The following is a 13,320-nucleotide window of genomic DNA, read 5'->3' as shown; positions in this document are numbered from 1 at the left end:
ACGCCACCCCCGCAACTACCTGGCCTTTCTCGGCCTCGCCGCAGCCCTCTGCTGCTACAAGCGACTCCTCCGACTCACCACATAGGACACGGTCTTAGCCCGAGCGATGGGTTTTCCCGGCCGGCGTAGCCACTTCCTCTGCGGGTGTGAATACCTTTACGCGTATGTAGTCTTCGACGCATGGTGCACCGGGTCGTCAGCTCTGGAGCGGAGACGATTGGAGGGGCGGTGAGTGCCGAGTAGCGAAGATTCAATGGATCTTCTGCTGCTCCAGCCATTTGAAGACCTCGGTCCTTTTGTACAGGACCTTTGCATTCCTCCCTCGGCCGAGTTTGTATCCTTTCAAGCCCAGTTTTGACGCCTCCCTGTAGACCCAGCTGGTGGACATGCTGAGCATTGTGGCGACTTCGGCAGTTTCTATGAGGACAGGCTCGACAGGCTGGTGCCTGCGCGATCGGCCGTTGTCGGTGCGGGTTTCATCTGGGTGCGGCTGCGGTCCCATGGGTAAGAGGGCTCCTTGAGGCTGGCCGCCGCGTTGGATCGCGTTGGGTCCAGCCGGATCTCGAAGGTTCATGGCGCCCGTTCCGTGCCGCTCCGAAGAGTCGCCGGGCGGGCCGTGGCCATGGTCGCGAGAATCGGCGGCTTCGCTGCCCCGTGATTAGCTGCTAGGTTGCCGCGCCGCACGGCCCTTCCGGGAGTCGTGCAGGCTGCAACCCCTGTCGGCTCGTCGGGGTGACGGTGATCACGGATACCCGCGGGGGAGAGCTGCATAGGCTTGCGGAGTCGTCGCGGTGGAGCTCAGGAGGGTTAGTGGGCCCTCCCGATGCGACCTGACGAAGCATCAGGAAAGTCAGCAAGTGGTCAGCATGAGTCCTGAAAAACCTGGGGAACGCTACCCGAACATGCGACTCGTTGTAGGGTGAGGAAACAGCCCTTGACCTGCAAATACGCAGGCAGGGAGCCTACGTCCAGGAGTACCTCGATGATACGTACAATATTCAAGTCCAAGATCCACCGTGCCACCGTCACCCAGGCCGATCTGCACTACGTCGGTTCCGTGACGATCGACGCCGCCCTGATGGAGGCCGCCGACCTGCTCCCCGGTGAGCTGGTCCATATTGTTGACATCGACAACGGCGCCCGCCTGGAGACCTACGTCATCGAGGGCGAGCGCGGCTCCGGCGTCATCGGGATCAACGGCGCGGCCGCACACCTCGTGCACCCCGGTGACCTGGTCATTCTGATCAGCTACGCACAGGTCGACGATGCCGAGGCCCGTGCCCTCGTGCCGCGGGTCGTGCACGTGGACGCGGAGAACCGGATCGTGGCGCTCGGAGCCGACGCCTCGGCGCCGGTTCCCGGGACCCGTACGGAGCGGAGCCCGCAGGCCGTCGTCGCGGGCGGTTGAGGTCGCCGTCCGTGTTTCCGGGGCGAGCGACGTCCAGGGTCACGAACGAGAAAGCAGGAGTCATGGCAGAGAAGGCAGCTGTGGAGATCAGGGACGACCGGGAGCACGGCAGTCTCGTGGCGTACGAGGACGGCAAGCAGGCCGGGACCATCGCGTACTTCGTCATGGACCCGGCTCCCGGCGCGCTGGTGGCCGTGCACACCGTCGTCCGGCCCGAGCACGAGGGCAAGGGCGTCGCGGGGGCGCTGGTCCGGGAGTTCTACGCCATGGCCGCCCGCGAGGGCGTTCCCGTCGTTCCGCTCTGCCCGTACGCGGCGAAGTGGGCACAGCGGCACCCCGACGAGGCGCCCGAAGCCCCGGCCGAGCTCGTCCAGGAGGCGGAGCGGCAGCTCAGGAACCACCCCGAGCTGTTCTGAGACCTGATACCTGGGACCTGGGACCTGGGACCGGTGCGGGTGTGGCGGGGGCGTTCGGAGCGGTCCTTCGGCCGCCGTTCCCCGCACGCTTCCCGTCACGCGGTAAGCGTCGTGGCCGATCCGTTGCGGGGTGCGAGGTCCCGGCGGATGTACCACTCGGTCCCCAGCACCTCGCGCTGAACAGCCACGGGGAGAGAGGCGATCCGGCCGGGTGCCGCTCCGCGGTCCACCTCGCTGCGGTGCGCGAGGATCGCGGCCAGTTTCCGCGGAAGCCAGGGGCCGACGTCGACGGTCGTGGTGATCCAGGCGTCCTCCGAGCAGTACAGGGCGTCGGCCGGGGTTCCCGTCCGGGCCAGCCGCCCGCCCACCGGAACAGCGGCCGAGCGGGGGTGCGTGGCGAGGTAGAGGGCGCTCGGCTGCCAGGGCTCACCTGACCCCGGACAGAAGCGGGGGAGGCCGGCGGCCCGGACCGCCAGCGCGGTGACCCGGTGGGCGTGCACATGGTCCGGGTGGCCGGTCATGCCCCCGTAGGCGTCCACCGTGATGACGATCTCCGGCCGGACGTCACGGATGTGGCCGACGACGGCCTCCACGGCCTCGTCCAGCGGCGCGTCGAGGAACCGGGGCCGGCCTGGGGCCGACTCCGGCACGCGGGCGTCCGCGTAGCCGAGCAGTCGTGGGGCGCCCGCGCCCAGGGCGTCGAGGGCCTCGGCGAGCTCGGCGGCCCGGTGCGTGCCCTCCGCCCAGGTCGCCGTGACCACCGCGGTCCGGGCGCCGTCGGCCGCGTGCTGAGCGAGGACGCCTCCGCAGAACAGGGACTCGTCGTCCGGATGGGCGTGGACGGCGAGAACGCTCGGCAGGGGCATGAGGGACACCTTTCGCATCGATGGCGCCGGTCGCGGATCCGGACGGAGCCGGCCAGGTCCGGGCAGCTCGCCGGAGTCCTGCCCACTCCGGACGGTGCGGCACACACCGGCTCGCGCCGCGGTCGCCGGGTGCGGGTGTGGACTCGGCAGGCGCGGGCAGCCGCTCCGGGAGACGGTGGAGGAAAGCTTCATCTGTCCATTTCGTGCCGTTGTGGAGGATCGCGATGACCCACCCGTACCCCGACCCCGTACCGCCTTCGCCGACCCCTCCGCCCGTACCGGGCCCGCCCACTCCGGTACCCGGCCCGCCGCCCGTGCCGCCGGGTCCCGGGCCGGTGCCGCCCGGACCCGCGCCGGACCCGATCCCGCAGCCGCCCGCGCCCGGACCGGACCCCGTGCCGGATCCGGAGCCCGAGCCGCAGCCCGCCGGGACGTGACCGGTGGCCGGTCGGCCGGTCCGTCCCGGCCGGCCGGCCTCGGCTGTACCGGCCTCGCCCGTTGCCTCGCCCCGCCCGTTCAGTCGCCCCGTTCGATCAGCGCGTCCGCGTGTGCGAGACCGCTCTCCGCCGCGATGTCGTCCAGCGACTGCGCGTCCCGCACCGTCACGAACGTCACCTGTCCGTCGTGGCCCGGACCGTCCGCCGGCCCCGGACCCGCCCGGAAGCCGTACACCGCGGGACGGGGCAGGCTGTTGTACGCCCACGGGGTGGAGAAGTAGTACGCCCCCGTGTCGTACAGCACGACGACATCGTCCTCGGCCAGTTCCGGCAGCTCCCGGCCGTACGCCACCACGTCCCCCGCGAAGCAGCACGGCCCCGCGATGTCCTGCGCCAGCGGCGGGCCGCTCTTGGGCGTGCCGTCCGGGCCGAACGCCCCGATCCGCAAGGGCCAGGCGTCGGGCATGAGGACGGTACGGGTGGCGGTCTGCGCTCCCGCGTGGGTGAGCGCGATCCGGCGGCCCCCGGCATCCTTCGTGTACTCCACCCGGGCCCCGATGAACCCGTTCTTCGCCAGCAGCGAGCGGCCGAACTCCGTGACCAGGGAGTAGCGGCCGGAGAAGAGGCCGGGGGCGGCCGCCGTCAGCGCCGTCACGTAGTCCGCGTAGCGGGGGCGTACGGTCTCGTCGGCGAAATTGACCGGCAGGCCGCCGCCGATGTCCAGGCTGGTGACCTGTCGGACGCCCAGCGTCGCGTTGATCTCCTCGGCCAGCTCGTACGTCCGTGCCACCCCGTTCGCGATCAGCTCCAACGGGCAGCCCTGGGAGCCCACGTGGGCGTGCAGCCGGGTCAGCCACGGTCGCTCCCGGAAGGCCCCCACGATGGCCTCGCGGGCCCCCGGGTCGCGCAGCGCGACCCCGAACTTCGAGGTGTCGGTCGCCGTGCTCATCGGCCCGATGGAGCCACCGCCCACCTGAGGGTTGACCCGCAGTCCGAGGACCGAGGCGGTGCCCGGGGTGCGCAGCGCGTCGATGCGGCGCAGTTCGTCGAGGCTGTCGGCGTTGACGGCGACGCCGAGGGCGAGCGCCAGCCGGATCTCCTCACGGGTCTTGGCGGGGGAGTCCAGGACGACACGGGACGCGGCGAACCCGGCCTCCACGGCCAGCCGCAGCTCACCGGGGCTCGCCACCTCGCACCCCATGCCGCAGTCGGCGAGCAGCCGCAGCACCGGGACGAGGGAGCAGGCCTTGGCCGCGAAGGTGTGCAGCACCTCGGGCGTGGCGGCGAAGGCGTCGTGCAGGTCGCCGACGGAGGCGCGTACGCCCTCCGTGTCGATGAATCCGGCGACCGGGCTGCCCTCGCCCAGCAGCCCCTGCCCGACGGCCGCCCGGACTACGGGGTCGAAGCGGGCGGCCGGCGATGCCGTGCCGCCCTCGTGGTGCGCGGAAGTCGTCTGCGTCATACGGCCAGAGTCCCTGATGGCTGCCCCCAGGTCTTCGGCGGAACGGGGGCGCTCGGTCGCCCGGACACGCGCCGACACGCGCCGGTGAGCGCCCCCGGGGATCAGGCGATCAGGCCGACCACGGCCTCCGGTGTCAGCATCCGGAAGGTGAAGGCCTGCTGGAAGTAGAGGTGGATGCTCGTGGCGTCGTGGTCCGCGTAGCCGATCGACAGGTCCTGGCCGAGGCAGAGCTCGAAGTCTCCGCCCCGGGTGGACAGGAGCACCCCGCCCTTGACCGCGGGCGCCCACAGGATCTCGCCGTCCACCAGGCGGCTCAGATGTGTCTTGACCGGATAGCCGTGGTCCGAGGTCTCGGCGGCCTCGGTGAACGCGTCCGCGCCGAGCAGCAGCCGGTACGGTCCGTCCACACCGGCCAGCCGCAGCCGCGTCACGGCCTGGCTGACCGCCACCGGATAGTCCCGCGCGTCGGCCGGCAGCGGGAGAGGATCGTGGGAGGAGCCGTCCCGCAGGCCGGTGATCCCGGCCGCCCCGTACCCGTCGATGATCGCCATGTCCTCGGCGAACGCGCAGGTGCGTGCCGCGTCCTTGACGGGCTGCCAATCGCTGTCGGCGGAGCCGCGCTCCACGTCGTCCACGGCCTGGCGGGTCACCGTGAACGGCACCCGCCACTCGATGACCGGCATCGATGTCCGGGCCCGGGCCGCCACGTCCGGGGTGGGCGGATCGATGTCGTTCAGATGGCCGTCGCCGACCGCGGCCAGTGTCGGACCTGCCGGATCGGACACGTCGACGACGCGGCGGCCGGCGACATGGCGGCGGAAGGTGCGCCGGGCCTCCTCCTCGATCTCGTCCCAGGCGGACGGGGTGACCGGTGCGAGTTCGCGATGCAGATTGTTCATCACTGGGCGCTTTCTTGCAGGCTGCCGATGCGCAGCGAACCGTGGCCCGCCCCGGCCGCGAGAGACTCCTGCCGGACGGGTGCGGGCACCGGCTCCGGCCGGTCCCCGGCGCGGGTCAGGACGGGCGGGGACGGCGGAGCGGCGAGGAAGTCGGCGCGGGGGGCGAAGAAGAGGGAACCGGTGACCGCCGTGGAGAAATCGAGGATGCGGTCGTGCGTCCCGGGCGGATCGCCGAGGAACATGTTGCGGAGCATCCGCTCGGTCACGTCGGGATCGGCGGCGTACCCGATGAAGTACGTACCGAACTCGCCCGTCCCGAAGCTCCCGAACGGCATGTTCGCCCGCAGGATGTCCCGTTCGGTGCCGTCCGGGTCGGTGATCGTGTTGAGCGCGAGGTGGGAGTCGGCGGGTTTCTCGTCGTCGGGGAACTCCACGTCGTCCGACTTGGTGCGGCCGATGACGCGTTCCTGCTCCTCCACGGAGAGCGCATTCCAGGACGTCAGGTCGTGCAGGTACTTCTGTACGACGACGTAGCTGCCGCCCTCGAACTCCGGGTCGTCCTCCGCCCCGACCAGTGCCGCCGAGCGGGCGTCGTCGCCCACCGGGTTCTCCGTACCGTCCACGAAGCCGAGCAGGTCCCGGTGGTCCAGGTAGCGGAAGCCGTGCGTCTCGTCCACGATCCGCAGCGCCCCGCCGAGCTTGTCGAGCAGCTGGGCCGCCCACGCGTAGCAGACGTCCATCCGCTCGGCCCGGATGTGCAGCAGTACGTCGCCGGGGGTCGCCGGGGCATGGTGGAGAGGGCCTCGCAGCTCCGGGAACGGGTGGAGGTGAGCCGGGCGCGGCCCGGCGAACAGCCGGTCCCAGGCGCTGGAGCCGAAGCCCGCGACACAGGCGAGACCGGCGTCCGGGTAGCGGAAGCCGAGCGACCGGGCGGCGGCCGCGACATCCGGCAGCACGTCCAGCACCGCGCTCTCGCCGCCCGGCTCGATCGTGCCGACCAGGAACAGCGCCGCGCTGGTCAACGGCGCCACGACGGGCTGGACGGAGACGGGACCGGGGACGGCGTCGGGCATGCGCGCACTCCACTACGACGGTGTACGGACGGCGGTGGATTGCCGGTGGTGAACGGTCGGCGGTCGGGGACCAGGGTGAACAGCGCTCGCAGCCACTAACCCATGTCCCGTCCCCGACCGCACGCCGGGAGCGCCCGGCCGGGGGAGCACGCCCGGGCGCGGACCGGGGGCCCGCCCGGGAGAGGGCGCGGACCGGAGGCCCGCCCCCTCTCCGCCTCAGCCGTCGCGGAGGGCCGTCCGCAGGGCGTCGACGGCGAGCCCGCGGGCGACGTTGGCGGCCCGGGTGTCGCGCAGGCTGTCCAGGAGGAGGAAATCGTGGACCATGCCCGCCACCCGGACGGACGTCACGTCCACGCCGGCCTCGCGCAGCCTGTTGGCGTACTTCTCGCCCTCGTCGCGCAGGACGTCGGCCTCGTCGGTGATGACCGGCGTGGTGGGCAGGCCCCGGAACTGCTCCAGTGAGGCCCGCAGTGGCGAGGCGCACACCTCCGTGCGGTGGGCGGGGTTGCCGGTGTAGGCGTCCCGGAACCACTTCATGCCGTCGCGGGTGAGGTAGTAGCCCTCGGCGAACTGCAGGTACGCAGGGGTGCTGAAGTCGGCGTCGGTGACCGGGTCCAGCAGGACCTGCGCCTTGAGGCCGATGCCCCCGCGTTCCTTGTTCATCAGCGCGAACACCGCCGCCGTGCAGCCGCCGGCCGAGTCGCCGGTGACGGCGATCCGCGAGGTGTCCAGTCCGTGTTCCGCTCCGTGCTCCACGACCCACCGGCCCACGGCGTAGTTCTGCTCCACCCGGGTGGGTATCTCGCCTCGGGTGCGCGGTCGTGGACGGGGAAGACACCCGCCGCCCCGGCGCCGACGGCGAGTTCGCGGACGAGGCGGTCGTGGGTCCGGTCGTCGCCGAGGACCCAGCCGGCGCCGTGGATGGAGAACACCACCGGCAACGGTCCTGTGGCCCCCCTGGGCCGGATGACGCGGGTGCGGACCGTGCCCCACTGGCCCGCCGCCTTCGGCGGTGCGTGGTGTGCTCGGGGCGGGGGACCAGGGGCCCGGGGGCAGCCGCGTTCAGGGCGGGCGCTCGCCGACAGCCCGCTCACGGCGAGGGCGAGGCGGCCCCGCCACCGGCGGAGGGGCCGGTTCCGGGCGCCGGACCGGCCTCCAGGAGCGCGTCGTCGTCCCCCGGCTCGGGGATCACATGCATCGCGGCCTCCTCGGCCGACGCCGCCGCCCCGTCGATGCCCACGTCGCTGGCGGTGAGGGTGGCCGGGACGCTTCCGTCCGCCTGCTGGGTCAGCCGTCCCGCGCGGGCGACGCCGACCTCGTCGTCCCACGGCTCGCCGTCGCCGTCCACCAGATCGCCCACGCCGTCTCCGGCGGCACCGTCCGGCTCGGGCACTTCCCTGGTCAGCCGCGCTTCGAGGGACTCGCCGGTGTGCCGCTCGTTGGCCGTGGTGCCGAGGCCGTCGACGACCCAGGGGCGGTCCGGCGGAGCGTAGCCCTCGTCCAGCGGGTCGCCGGTTCCGGACGGATCCATGAGCGTGTCCCCGGCGTCGAGCTGTTCGTCGGGGTCGGAGGCCTCGGGTTCCTGGGGCTGGTAGACGTCGTCCCCCCAGTCGGTGTCGCTCATGGCGCGTCCTTTCCTCCGGGAGTACCGAATACCACTGTCCCCTGTACGCAATTCCACTCCGGTCCCGCTCCGGCCGCAAAGGGAAGATCGGATTCCGGGGCCGGGGACGGGTCTCGCGGACCGGCCCGTACGCAGGTCGCGGCCCGTTCGCCGCGCATCCGGGGGTCGGGCCGCACCCGGAGCCGTCCCACGCCGTCTTCGGCCGACGGAGCGCCCGGCGGCGGACCGGGGCACTTCCCACCGCACGTACACTCGGGCCATGGGACGCAGCGCCGAACCGAGGACCCGCCCGCACCGGGCCGTGTCCGCGCTGCCCCCGGCCGCCACCCGCGCGGCTGTGCCCCCGGCGCCCGCGGACGCGGCGCCCGGAACGGGCCGTACCGCACTGCACGGCCACGGCTAGCGGTCCACGCGGCGGTTCCCGACAGCAGCGTCCGGCGCCCCCGGCCCCCGGCGTAACCGCACCGGCCCGCCCTCTCACCCACACCAGCACACCACCGCACCAGCACACCACCACTCCGGCCCGCTGAGCGCCGGAGCTCACCGTCGCCTCCGGCGCTCGTCGGACGAGAGAGTCACGAGCGGCTCCACAGCACCACGCGGCCCACGGCGCACCCGCCCGTGCCGCTTCCCGGCGACGGCCGCACCAGCCGGACGGCGCCGCACTCGAAGGGATCATCGTGAAGCTGAGCGACCTCATGGCCGGGCAGGACCACCACGTGCTGCGGGGAACCCCCGCCCGCACGGACGTCACCGCCGGAGCGACGTTCGACGCGGACCGGGTCACCCCCGGCTCCGTCTTCGCCGCGGTGCCCGGCCACGCCGCCGGCGGCCCGGAAGCCGTCGCCCCGGCGGTCGCCCGCGGAGCTGTCGCCGTACTCGTCGACGAACAGGCGCCGCCGCTGCCCGCGGCACTGGGCGACGTGTGCGCCGTGCGCGTCCCCGATGTCCGCAGGGCCGCGGCGGTTCTCGCCTCCCGCTACTTCGGCGAACCGGGCCGGGCGATGGACCTGATCGCCATCACCGGCACCAACGGCAAGACCTCCGTCTCGTACATGACCGAGTCGGTGCTGCGGATCGCCGAGGGGGCCCGGGTCGGGGTGATCGGCACCGCGGGCAGCCGCATCGGGGACGAGCCCATCCCGATGCCCCCCTCCGTGCTCACCACGCCGGAATCGCCCGATCTGCAGTATCTGCTGGGGCACATGCGTGACCGCGCCACCGGCAGCGTCGTCCTGGAGGCCACCTCGATGGGGCTGCTGACGTACCGGCTGGACCGTACGTTCATCGACGTCGGCGTCTTCACGAACCTGACCCAGGACCACCTCGACGACCACGGCACCATGGAGAACTACCGGGACGCCAAGCTCCGCCTGTTCCAGGGGTTGTGCCGGCGCGCCGTGGTCAACGCCGACGACCCGGTGGGCGCCGGGATCCGGGAACTGATGCCCGATGCCGTGACCACGTACGCGCTGGACGGCGACGCGGACTACCGCGCGAGCGATCTCACCGTGGACGCCTCGGGCACCCGGTTCACGCTGCACCACGACGGCCGCAAGTACCCGGCGGCGATCCCCTCGCCCGGCCGGTTCTCGGTCTCCAACGCGCTGGCCACCGTGGCGGCCTGCCACCTCCTCGGCCACGGTCTGGCCGGGCTGGTCGACGCGCTGGAGCGGATGCCGCAGATCCCCGGCCGCTTCGAACGCCTCCACACCTCCAGTGGCACCTCGGTGATCGTGGACTACGCCCACTCGCCGGACTCCCTCAGCAAGGTCCTCACCACGATCCGGGGCTTCGCCCGGGCCCGCGTCATCACCGTCTTCGGCTGCGGCGGCGACCGCGACACCACCAAGCGCGCCGAGATGGGCACCATCGCGGGCGACCACTCCGACCTGTGCTTCCTCACCTCCGACAATCCCCGCTACGAGGACCCCGAGGCCATCCTCGACGAGATCGCCCCCGGCATCGCGTCGGCCGGAACGCCGTTCGAGCGGATCACCGACCGCCGCCTGGCCATCGCCGCGGCGCTCGCGGAGGCGGGGCCGGCCGACATCGTGCTCATCGCGGGCAAGGGCAGCGAACCGCACCAGAGCGTCCGGGGCGAACTGCTGCCGTTCAGCGACATGGCCACCGTGCGCGAACTGATCGCCGGATAGGCGCACTGGCGCACACGTGGGCGGAGCCGTCGCGGTCGGGCCGACGCCTACGCGGGCAGTGGCGTACGCGGGCAGAGGCGTACACAGGCGGATGGGAGAGCGGGAGACCGGGCCGACGCCTACGCCGAGACCCACGCCCTGGCGGGCGGCCGGGCCTTCCTCGTCCGCTTCGACCGCCGCCGGGACCGCGTGGGGCGGCGGGTGCGCGCCTGGCACTGCGCGGACATTCCGTTCGCCGTCGGCAACCTCCACGAGGAGAGCGTCCACTTCCTCGTCGGCGGCCCGCCCGGCCCGGCCGACGAGGAACTCTCCCGGCGCGTGACCCGTGCCTGGGCCGGGTTCGCCGCGCAGGGAGACCCGGGCTGGGCGCCCCTCGACGGGCCCGCCGGGAGCGGGGCGACGGTTCGGGTCTGGCGTACGACGGCGGAAGGGCCCGGGGTGGAGTACGGGTTCCGCGACCTGTGGCGTACGGCCGGACTGCCGTTGCTGGAGCCCTGAGGCTCCCTGCCCCAGCGACCGGCCCCCTCCGCCCTCAACCAGCTGGGCAGCCTGACGCCCGGGCCCGCGTGCGAGCGCCGTCCGGGCAGTGGTGGGCCCCGCCGACGCGGATCCGGGGCCGGACGCACACGTGCACGCGGTCGGGACGGGCCCCGTCTACCCGAAGCCGGCCGAGCGGGCCAGCCAGCGGCCCGCGTGCCGTGACACCTCGATGGGGCGGCCGAAGCAGGCGGTCATGCGCTCCTGTGTGAGGACGTCCTCGACCGCTCCCGCCGCGAGGACGCGCCCCTCACGCAGGAGCAGGGCGTGACCGATCGCCGGGGAGAGCTCCTCCAGGTGGTGCGTGACCGTCACCGTCGACAACTCCGGCCGGTTCACGGCGAGATGACGCATGGTGTCGACGAGGTCCTCGCGCGAGGGCAGATCGAGTGCGTTGAACGGCTCGTCGAGCAGCAACAGGGCCGGATCCGCCATGAGGGCGCGGGCGATGAGGATCCGGGCGCGCTGGCCGCCCGAGCAGACGCCGTACGGGCGGTCGGCGAGCTCCTTGACGTGGAGTTCGGCGAGCAGTCCGTGGGCACGCTCGCGCACCTCGTCGTCGTACGACTTCCACAGCGGCTGGACGGTGCCGGAGTGGCCGGTGAGGACGATGGTGTGGCCGGTGAGGTCCCCCGGGACGCGCTGGGAGGTGGAGACATGGCCGATGCGGGTGCGTAGCTCCCGCACGTCGACGCGGCCGAGCCGGTGGCCGAGGACGTCGACCGTGTCGGTGGTGGGGAAGGCGGTGGCGCCGACGAGTCGCAGGACGCTGGTCTTGCCGGCCCCGTTGGGGCCGAGCAGCGCCCAGTGCTCGCCCGCCCGGACGGTCCAGCCGACGCTGTCGAGGATGAGCTGGCCGGTGGTGTGGCGGCGCATGCTCACGCCGTCGAGGGCGGCGACGATACGCCCGTGACTGTGGCCGGTGTTCCCGTCCATGCCGTCGTCCGGCCCCTTCGCGTCGATCAGTACCGCGTCTGCCGCACGGAGGATAGCTGTAGTCGGCATTTATCCGCGTGGGTGACTGCATCGCGGACACGGACCGGTCCTGGCCGTATCTTCCCCCGCCCCGTCGCGGCGGACCTCAGCGCCTGGCCAGGGCGAGCAGACTCAGCCCGAACATCAGGACTCCCAGGGGGAGATGGACCGACGGAAGGTGCGCGATGCCGACCGCGACCTGGACGGAGGCCAGGACCAGGAAGCCCGACGCGTGCAGGACGGGCCGGGACGGGCCGCCGCCCGGCTTCCAGGCCAGAACCGCCGCGAGTACGTACAGCATCGACGCCCCGTACATCACCCGCGCACCGACGCTGTGCAGCGTCTCCCCGTAGGGCGAGGTCATCAGCAGTCCGGAGGAGACCGCTTGGAGGAAGATCGTCAGAGTCTGCAGGGCGATCGCGATCCGAAGGAACGAGAACGCGCGCCGTGCCGGTATCGGAGTGGCCATGCCACGCCCCTTTTCCGCCCGTGGGCAGTCGATCGATAAGGTCTCACCAACCCGACGACACGGGCCGGCGAAAGGTCAGGCGAGGGGGCCGGAGCATGGGGGCGGTGAGGACGGGCGCGGAGGGGCAGGCCGATGAGCGCGGCCGACTGATCAATGTGGCCTACCGGTTGCTCGGATCGCTCGCCGAGTCCGAGGACGCCGTGCAGGAGGCCTTCGCGCGCTGGTACGCGCTGCCGCGGCGTCGGCGGGACGAGATCGTGTCGCCCGGCGCCTGGCTGACGACCGTGACCGGCCGCATCTGCCTGGACGTGCTCGGCTCGGCGCGGGTCCGGCGCGAACGCTATGTCGGCGCGTGGCTGCCCGATCCCCTGCCCGACCCCGTCGAGCGCGGCGGCGGCCGGGGCTCCGACCTCGCGGACCGGATGGTCCTGGACGAGTCGGTGACCATGGCTTTCCTCGTGGTCCTGGAGACGATGACCCCCGCCGAGCGCGTCTCGTTCGTCCTGCACGATGTCTTCCGCTATCCCTTCGCGGAGATCGCCGACGTACTCGGCCGGACCCCCGCCGCCTGCAAGCAGCTCGCGTCCTCCGCCCGGCGACGGGTGTCCGGCGCCCGGACTCCGGTGGCGGCGGACACACGGACGGAGGTGGTGCGGCGGGTCAAGGAGGCCTGGGAGAACAAGGACATCGCGGCCCTCGTCGACCTCCTCGACCCGTCCGCCGTGATGACCGCCGACGGCGGCGGTCTGGTCGGTGCCGCCCTGCGCCCGATCGAAGGGGACGCGCGCATCGCCTCGTACATGGTCGCCATCGCCGACCGGGCCCCGAGGCTGGAACTCCTGGAGCGGTCGGTGAACGGTGCGCCGGGCCTGGTGGCTCTGCGGGGCGGCGTCGTCCTGACCGTGGCCTCGTTCGACGTGACCGACGGCCGCGTCGCCCGGATCTGGGTGGTCCGCAACCCGGAGAAGCTGCGGCCATGGGTGCCGCGGGGGTGACGA

General features: G+C 72.6%; 13 protein-coding genes and 2 pseudogenes. 6 read left to right on the top strand and 9 right to left on the bottom strand.

Annotation, left to right across the window (positions count from 1 at the left end; genetic code table 11):
* Positions 1 to 250: 250 nt before the first annotated feature.
* Positions 251 to 502: a helix-turn-helix domain-containing protein gene (locus tag AB0F29_RS16975; RefSeq protein WP_361872681.1), complete on the bottom strand. Its 252-nt coding sequence runs from the start codon at positions 500 to 502 to the stop codon at positions 251 to 253.
* Positions 503 to 982: 480 nt separating this feature from the next.
* Between AB0F29_RS16975 and panD the strand changes: the two genes are divergently transcribed.
* Positions 983 to 1,408, top strand: a complete 426-nt coding sequence (panD, locus tag AB0F29_RS16970) for an aspartate 1-decarboxylase (protein WP_361872679.1) — start codon at positions 983 to 985, stop codon at positions 1,406 to 1,408.
* 62 nt (positions 1,409 to 1,470) lie between these two features.
* Entirely contained in the window at positions 1,471 to 1,824 is a 354-nt protein-coding gene (locus AB0F29_RS16965; RefSeq protein WP_361872677.1) for a GNAT family N-acetyltransferase, read from the top strand.
* A gap of 95 nt (positions 1,825 to 1,919) precedes the next feature.
* Here AB0F29_RS16965 and AB0F29_RS16960 read toward each other — a convergent pair whose 3' ends face one another.
* From AB0F29_RS16960 to AB0F29_RS16935, 6 genes and pseudogenes are all read right to left on the bottom strand, one after another.
* A complete protein-coding gene (locus AB0F29_RS16960) occupies positions 1,920 to 2,690 on the bottom strand; it encodes a PIG-L family deacetylase (protein ID WP_361872675.1) in 771 nt (256 codons plus the stop codon).
* Between the two features lie 516 nt (positions 2,691 to 3,206).
* Entirely contained in the window at positions 3,207 to 4,589 is a 1,383-nt protein-coding gene (locus AB0F29_RS16955) for a diaminopimelate decarboxylase (RefSeq protein WP_361872672.1), read from the bottom strand.
* A gap of 101 nt (positions 4,590 to 4,690) precedes the next feature.
* The gene (locus AB0F29_RS16950; protein WP_361872669.1) at positions 4,691 to 5,488 is read right to left on the bottom strand and encodes a family 1 encapsulin nanocompartment shell protein; all 798 of its coding nucleotides are present in this window, start codon (positions 5,486 to 5,488) and stop codon (positions 4,691 to 4,693) included.
* Positions 5,488 to 6,561, bottom strand: a complete 1,074-nt coding sequence (locus AB0F29_RS16945; RefSeq protein ID WP_361872667.1) for a Dyp-type peroxidase — start codon at positions 6,559 to 6,561, stop codon at positions 5,488 to 5,490. Before AB0F29_RS16945 ends, AB0F29_RS16950 begins: the two co-directional genes overlap by 1 nt.
* 216 nt (positions 6,562 to 6,777) lie before the next feature.
* Positions 6,778 to 7,562 (bottom strand): annotated as a pseudogene (locus AB0F29_RS16940) (alpha/beta hydrolase); the annotation flags it as partial.
* Between the two features lie 89 nt (positions 7,563 to 7,651).
* Positions 7,652 to 8,185 carry a DUF5709 domain-containing protein gene (locus AB0F29_RS16935; RefSeq protein WP_361872664.1) on the bottom strand — a complete coding sequence of 178 codons (534 nt, stop codon included), beginning with the start codon at positions 8,183 to 8,185 and terminating at the stop codon, positions 7,652 to 7,654.
* A gap of 259 nt (positions 8,186 to 8,444) precedes the next feature.
* On the opposite strand from AB0F29_RS16935, the gene AB0F29_RS16930 reads away from it, so the two are divergent.
* From AB0F29_RS16930 to AB0F29_RS16920, 3 genes and pseudogenes are all read left to right on the top strand, one after another.
* Positions 8,445 to 8,588 carry a hypothetical protein gene (locus AB0F29_RS16930; protein ID WP_361872661.1) on the top strand — a complete coding sequence of 48 codons (144 nt, stop codon included), beginning with the start codon at positions 8,445 to 8,447 and terminating at the stop codon, positions 8,586 to 8,588.
* A 277-nt stretch (positions 8,589 to 8,865) separates the two neighbouring features.
* Positions 8,866 to 10,341 carry a UDP-N-acetylmuramoyl-L-alanyl-D-glutamate--2,6-diaminopimelate ligase gene (locus AB0F29_RS16925; RefSeq protein ID WP_361872658.1) on the top strand — a complete coding sequence of 492 codons (1,476 nt, stop codon included), beginning with the start codon at positions 8,866 to 8,868 and terminating at the stop codon, positions 10,339 to 10,341.
* 123 nt (positions 10,342 to 10,464) lie between these two features.
* A pseudogene (locus AB0F29_RS16920) lies at positions 10,465 to 10,839 on the top strand (carboxylesterase/lipase family protein); the annotation flags it as partial.
* A gap of 156 nt (positions 10,840 to 10,995) precedes the next feature.
* On the opposite strand, the gene AB0F29_RS16915 reads toward AB0F29_RS16920, so the two are convergent.
* Positions 10,996 to 11,814: an ATP-binding cassette domain-containing protein gene (locus tag AB0F29_RS16915; protein ID WP_361872728.1), complete on the bottom strand. Its 819-nt coding sequence runs from the start codon at positions 11,812 to 11,814 to the stop codon at positions 10,996 to 10,998.
* A gap of 145 nt (positions 11,815 to 11,959) precedes the next feature.
* Positions 11,960 to 12,322: a hypothetical protein gene (locus tag AB0F29_RS16910; RefSeq protein WP_361872656.1), complete on the bottom strand. Its 363-nt coding sequence runs from the start codon at positions 12,320 to 12,322 to the stop codon at positions 11,960 to 11,962.
* A 95-nt stretch (positions 12,323 to 12,417) separates the two neighbouring features.
* Here AB0F29_RS16910 and sigJ point away from each other — a divergent pair, with 95 nt between their 5' ends.
* Positions 12,418 to 13,317: an RNA polymerase sigma factor SigJ gene (sigJ, locus tag AB0F29_RS16905; RefSeq protein ID WP_361872653.1), complete on the top strand. Its 900-nt coding sequence runs from the start codon at positions 12,418 to 12,420 to the stop codon at positions 13,315 to 13,317.
* Positions 13,318 to 13,320: the final 3 nt, after the last annotated feature.

Origin of the sequence: Streptomyces sp. NPDC026589 (assembly GCF_040638385.1) — a bacterium.
Lineage (GTDB): Bacteria > Actinomycetota > Actinomycetes > Streptomycetales > Streptomycetaceae > Streptomyces.
This window is presented reverse-complemented; position numbering and strand designations above follow the sequence as displayed.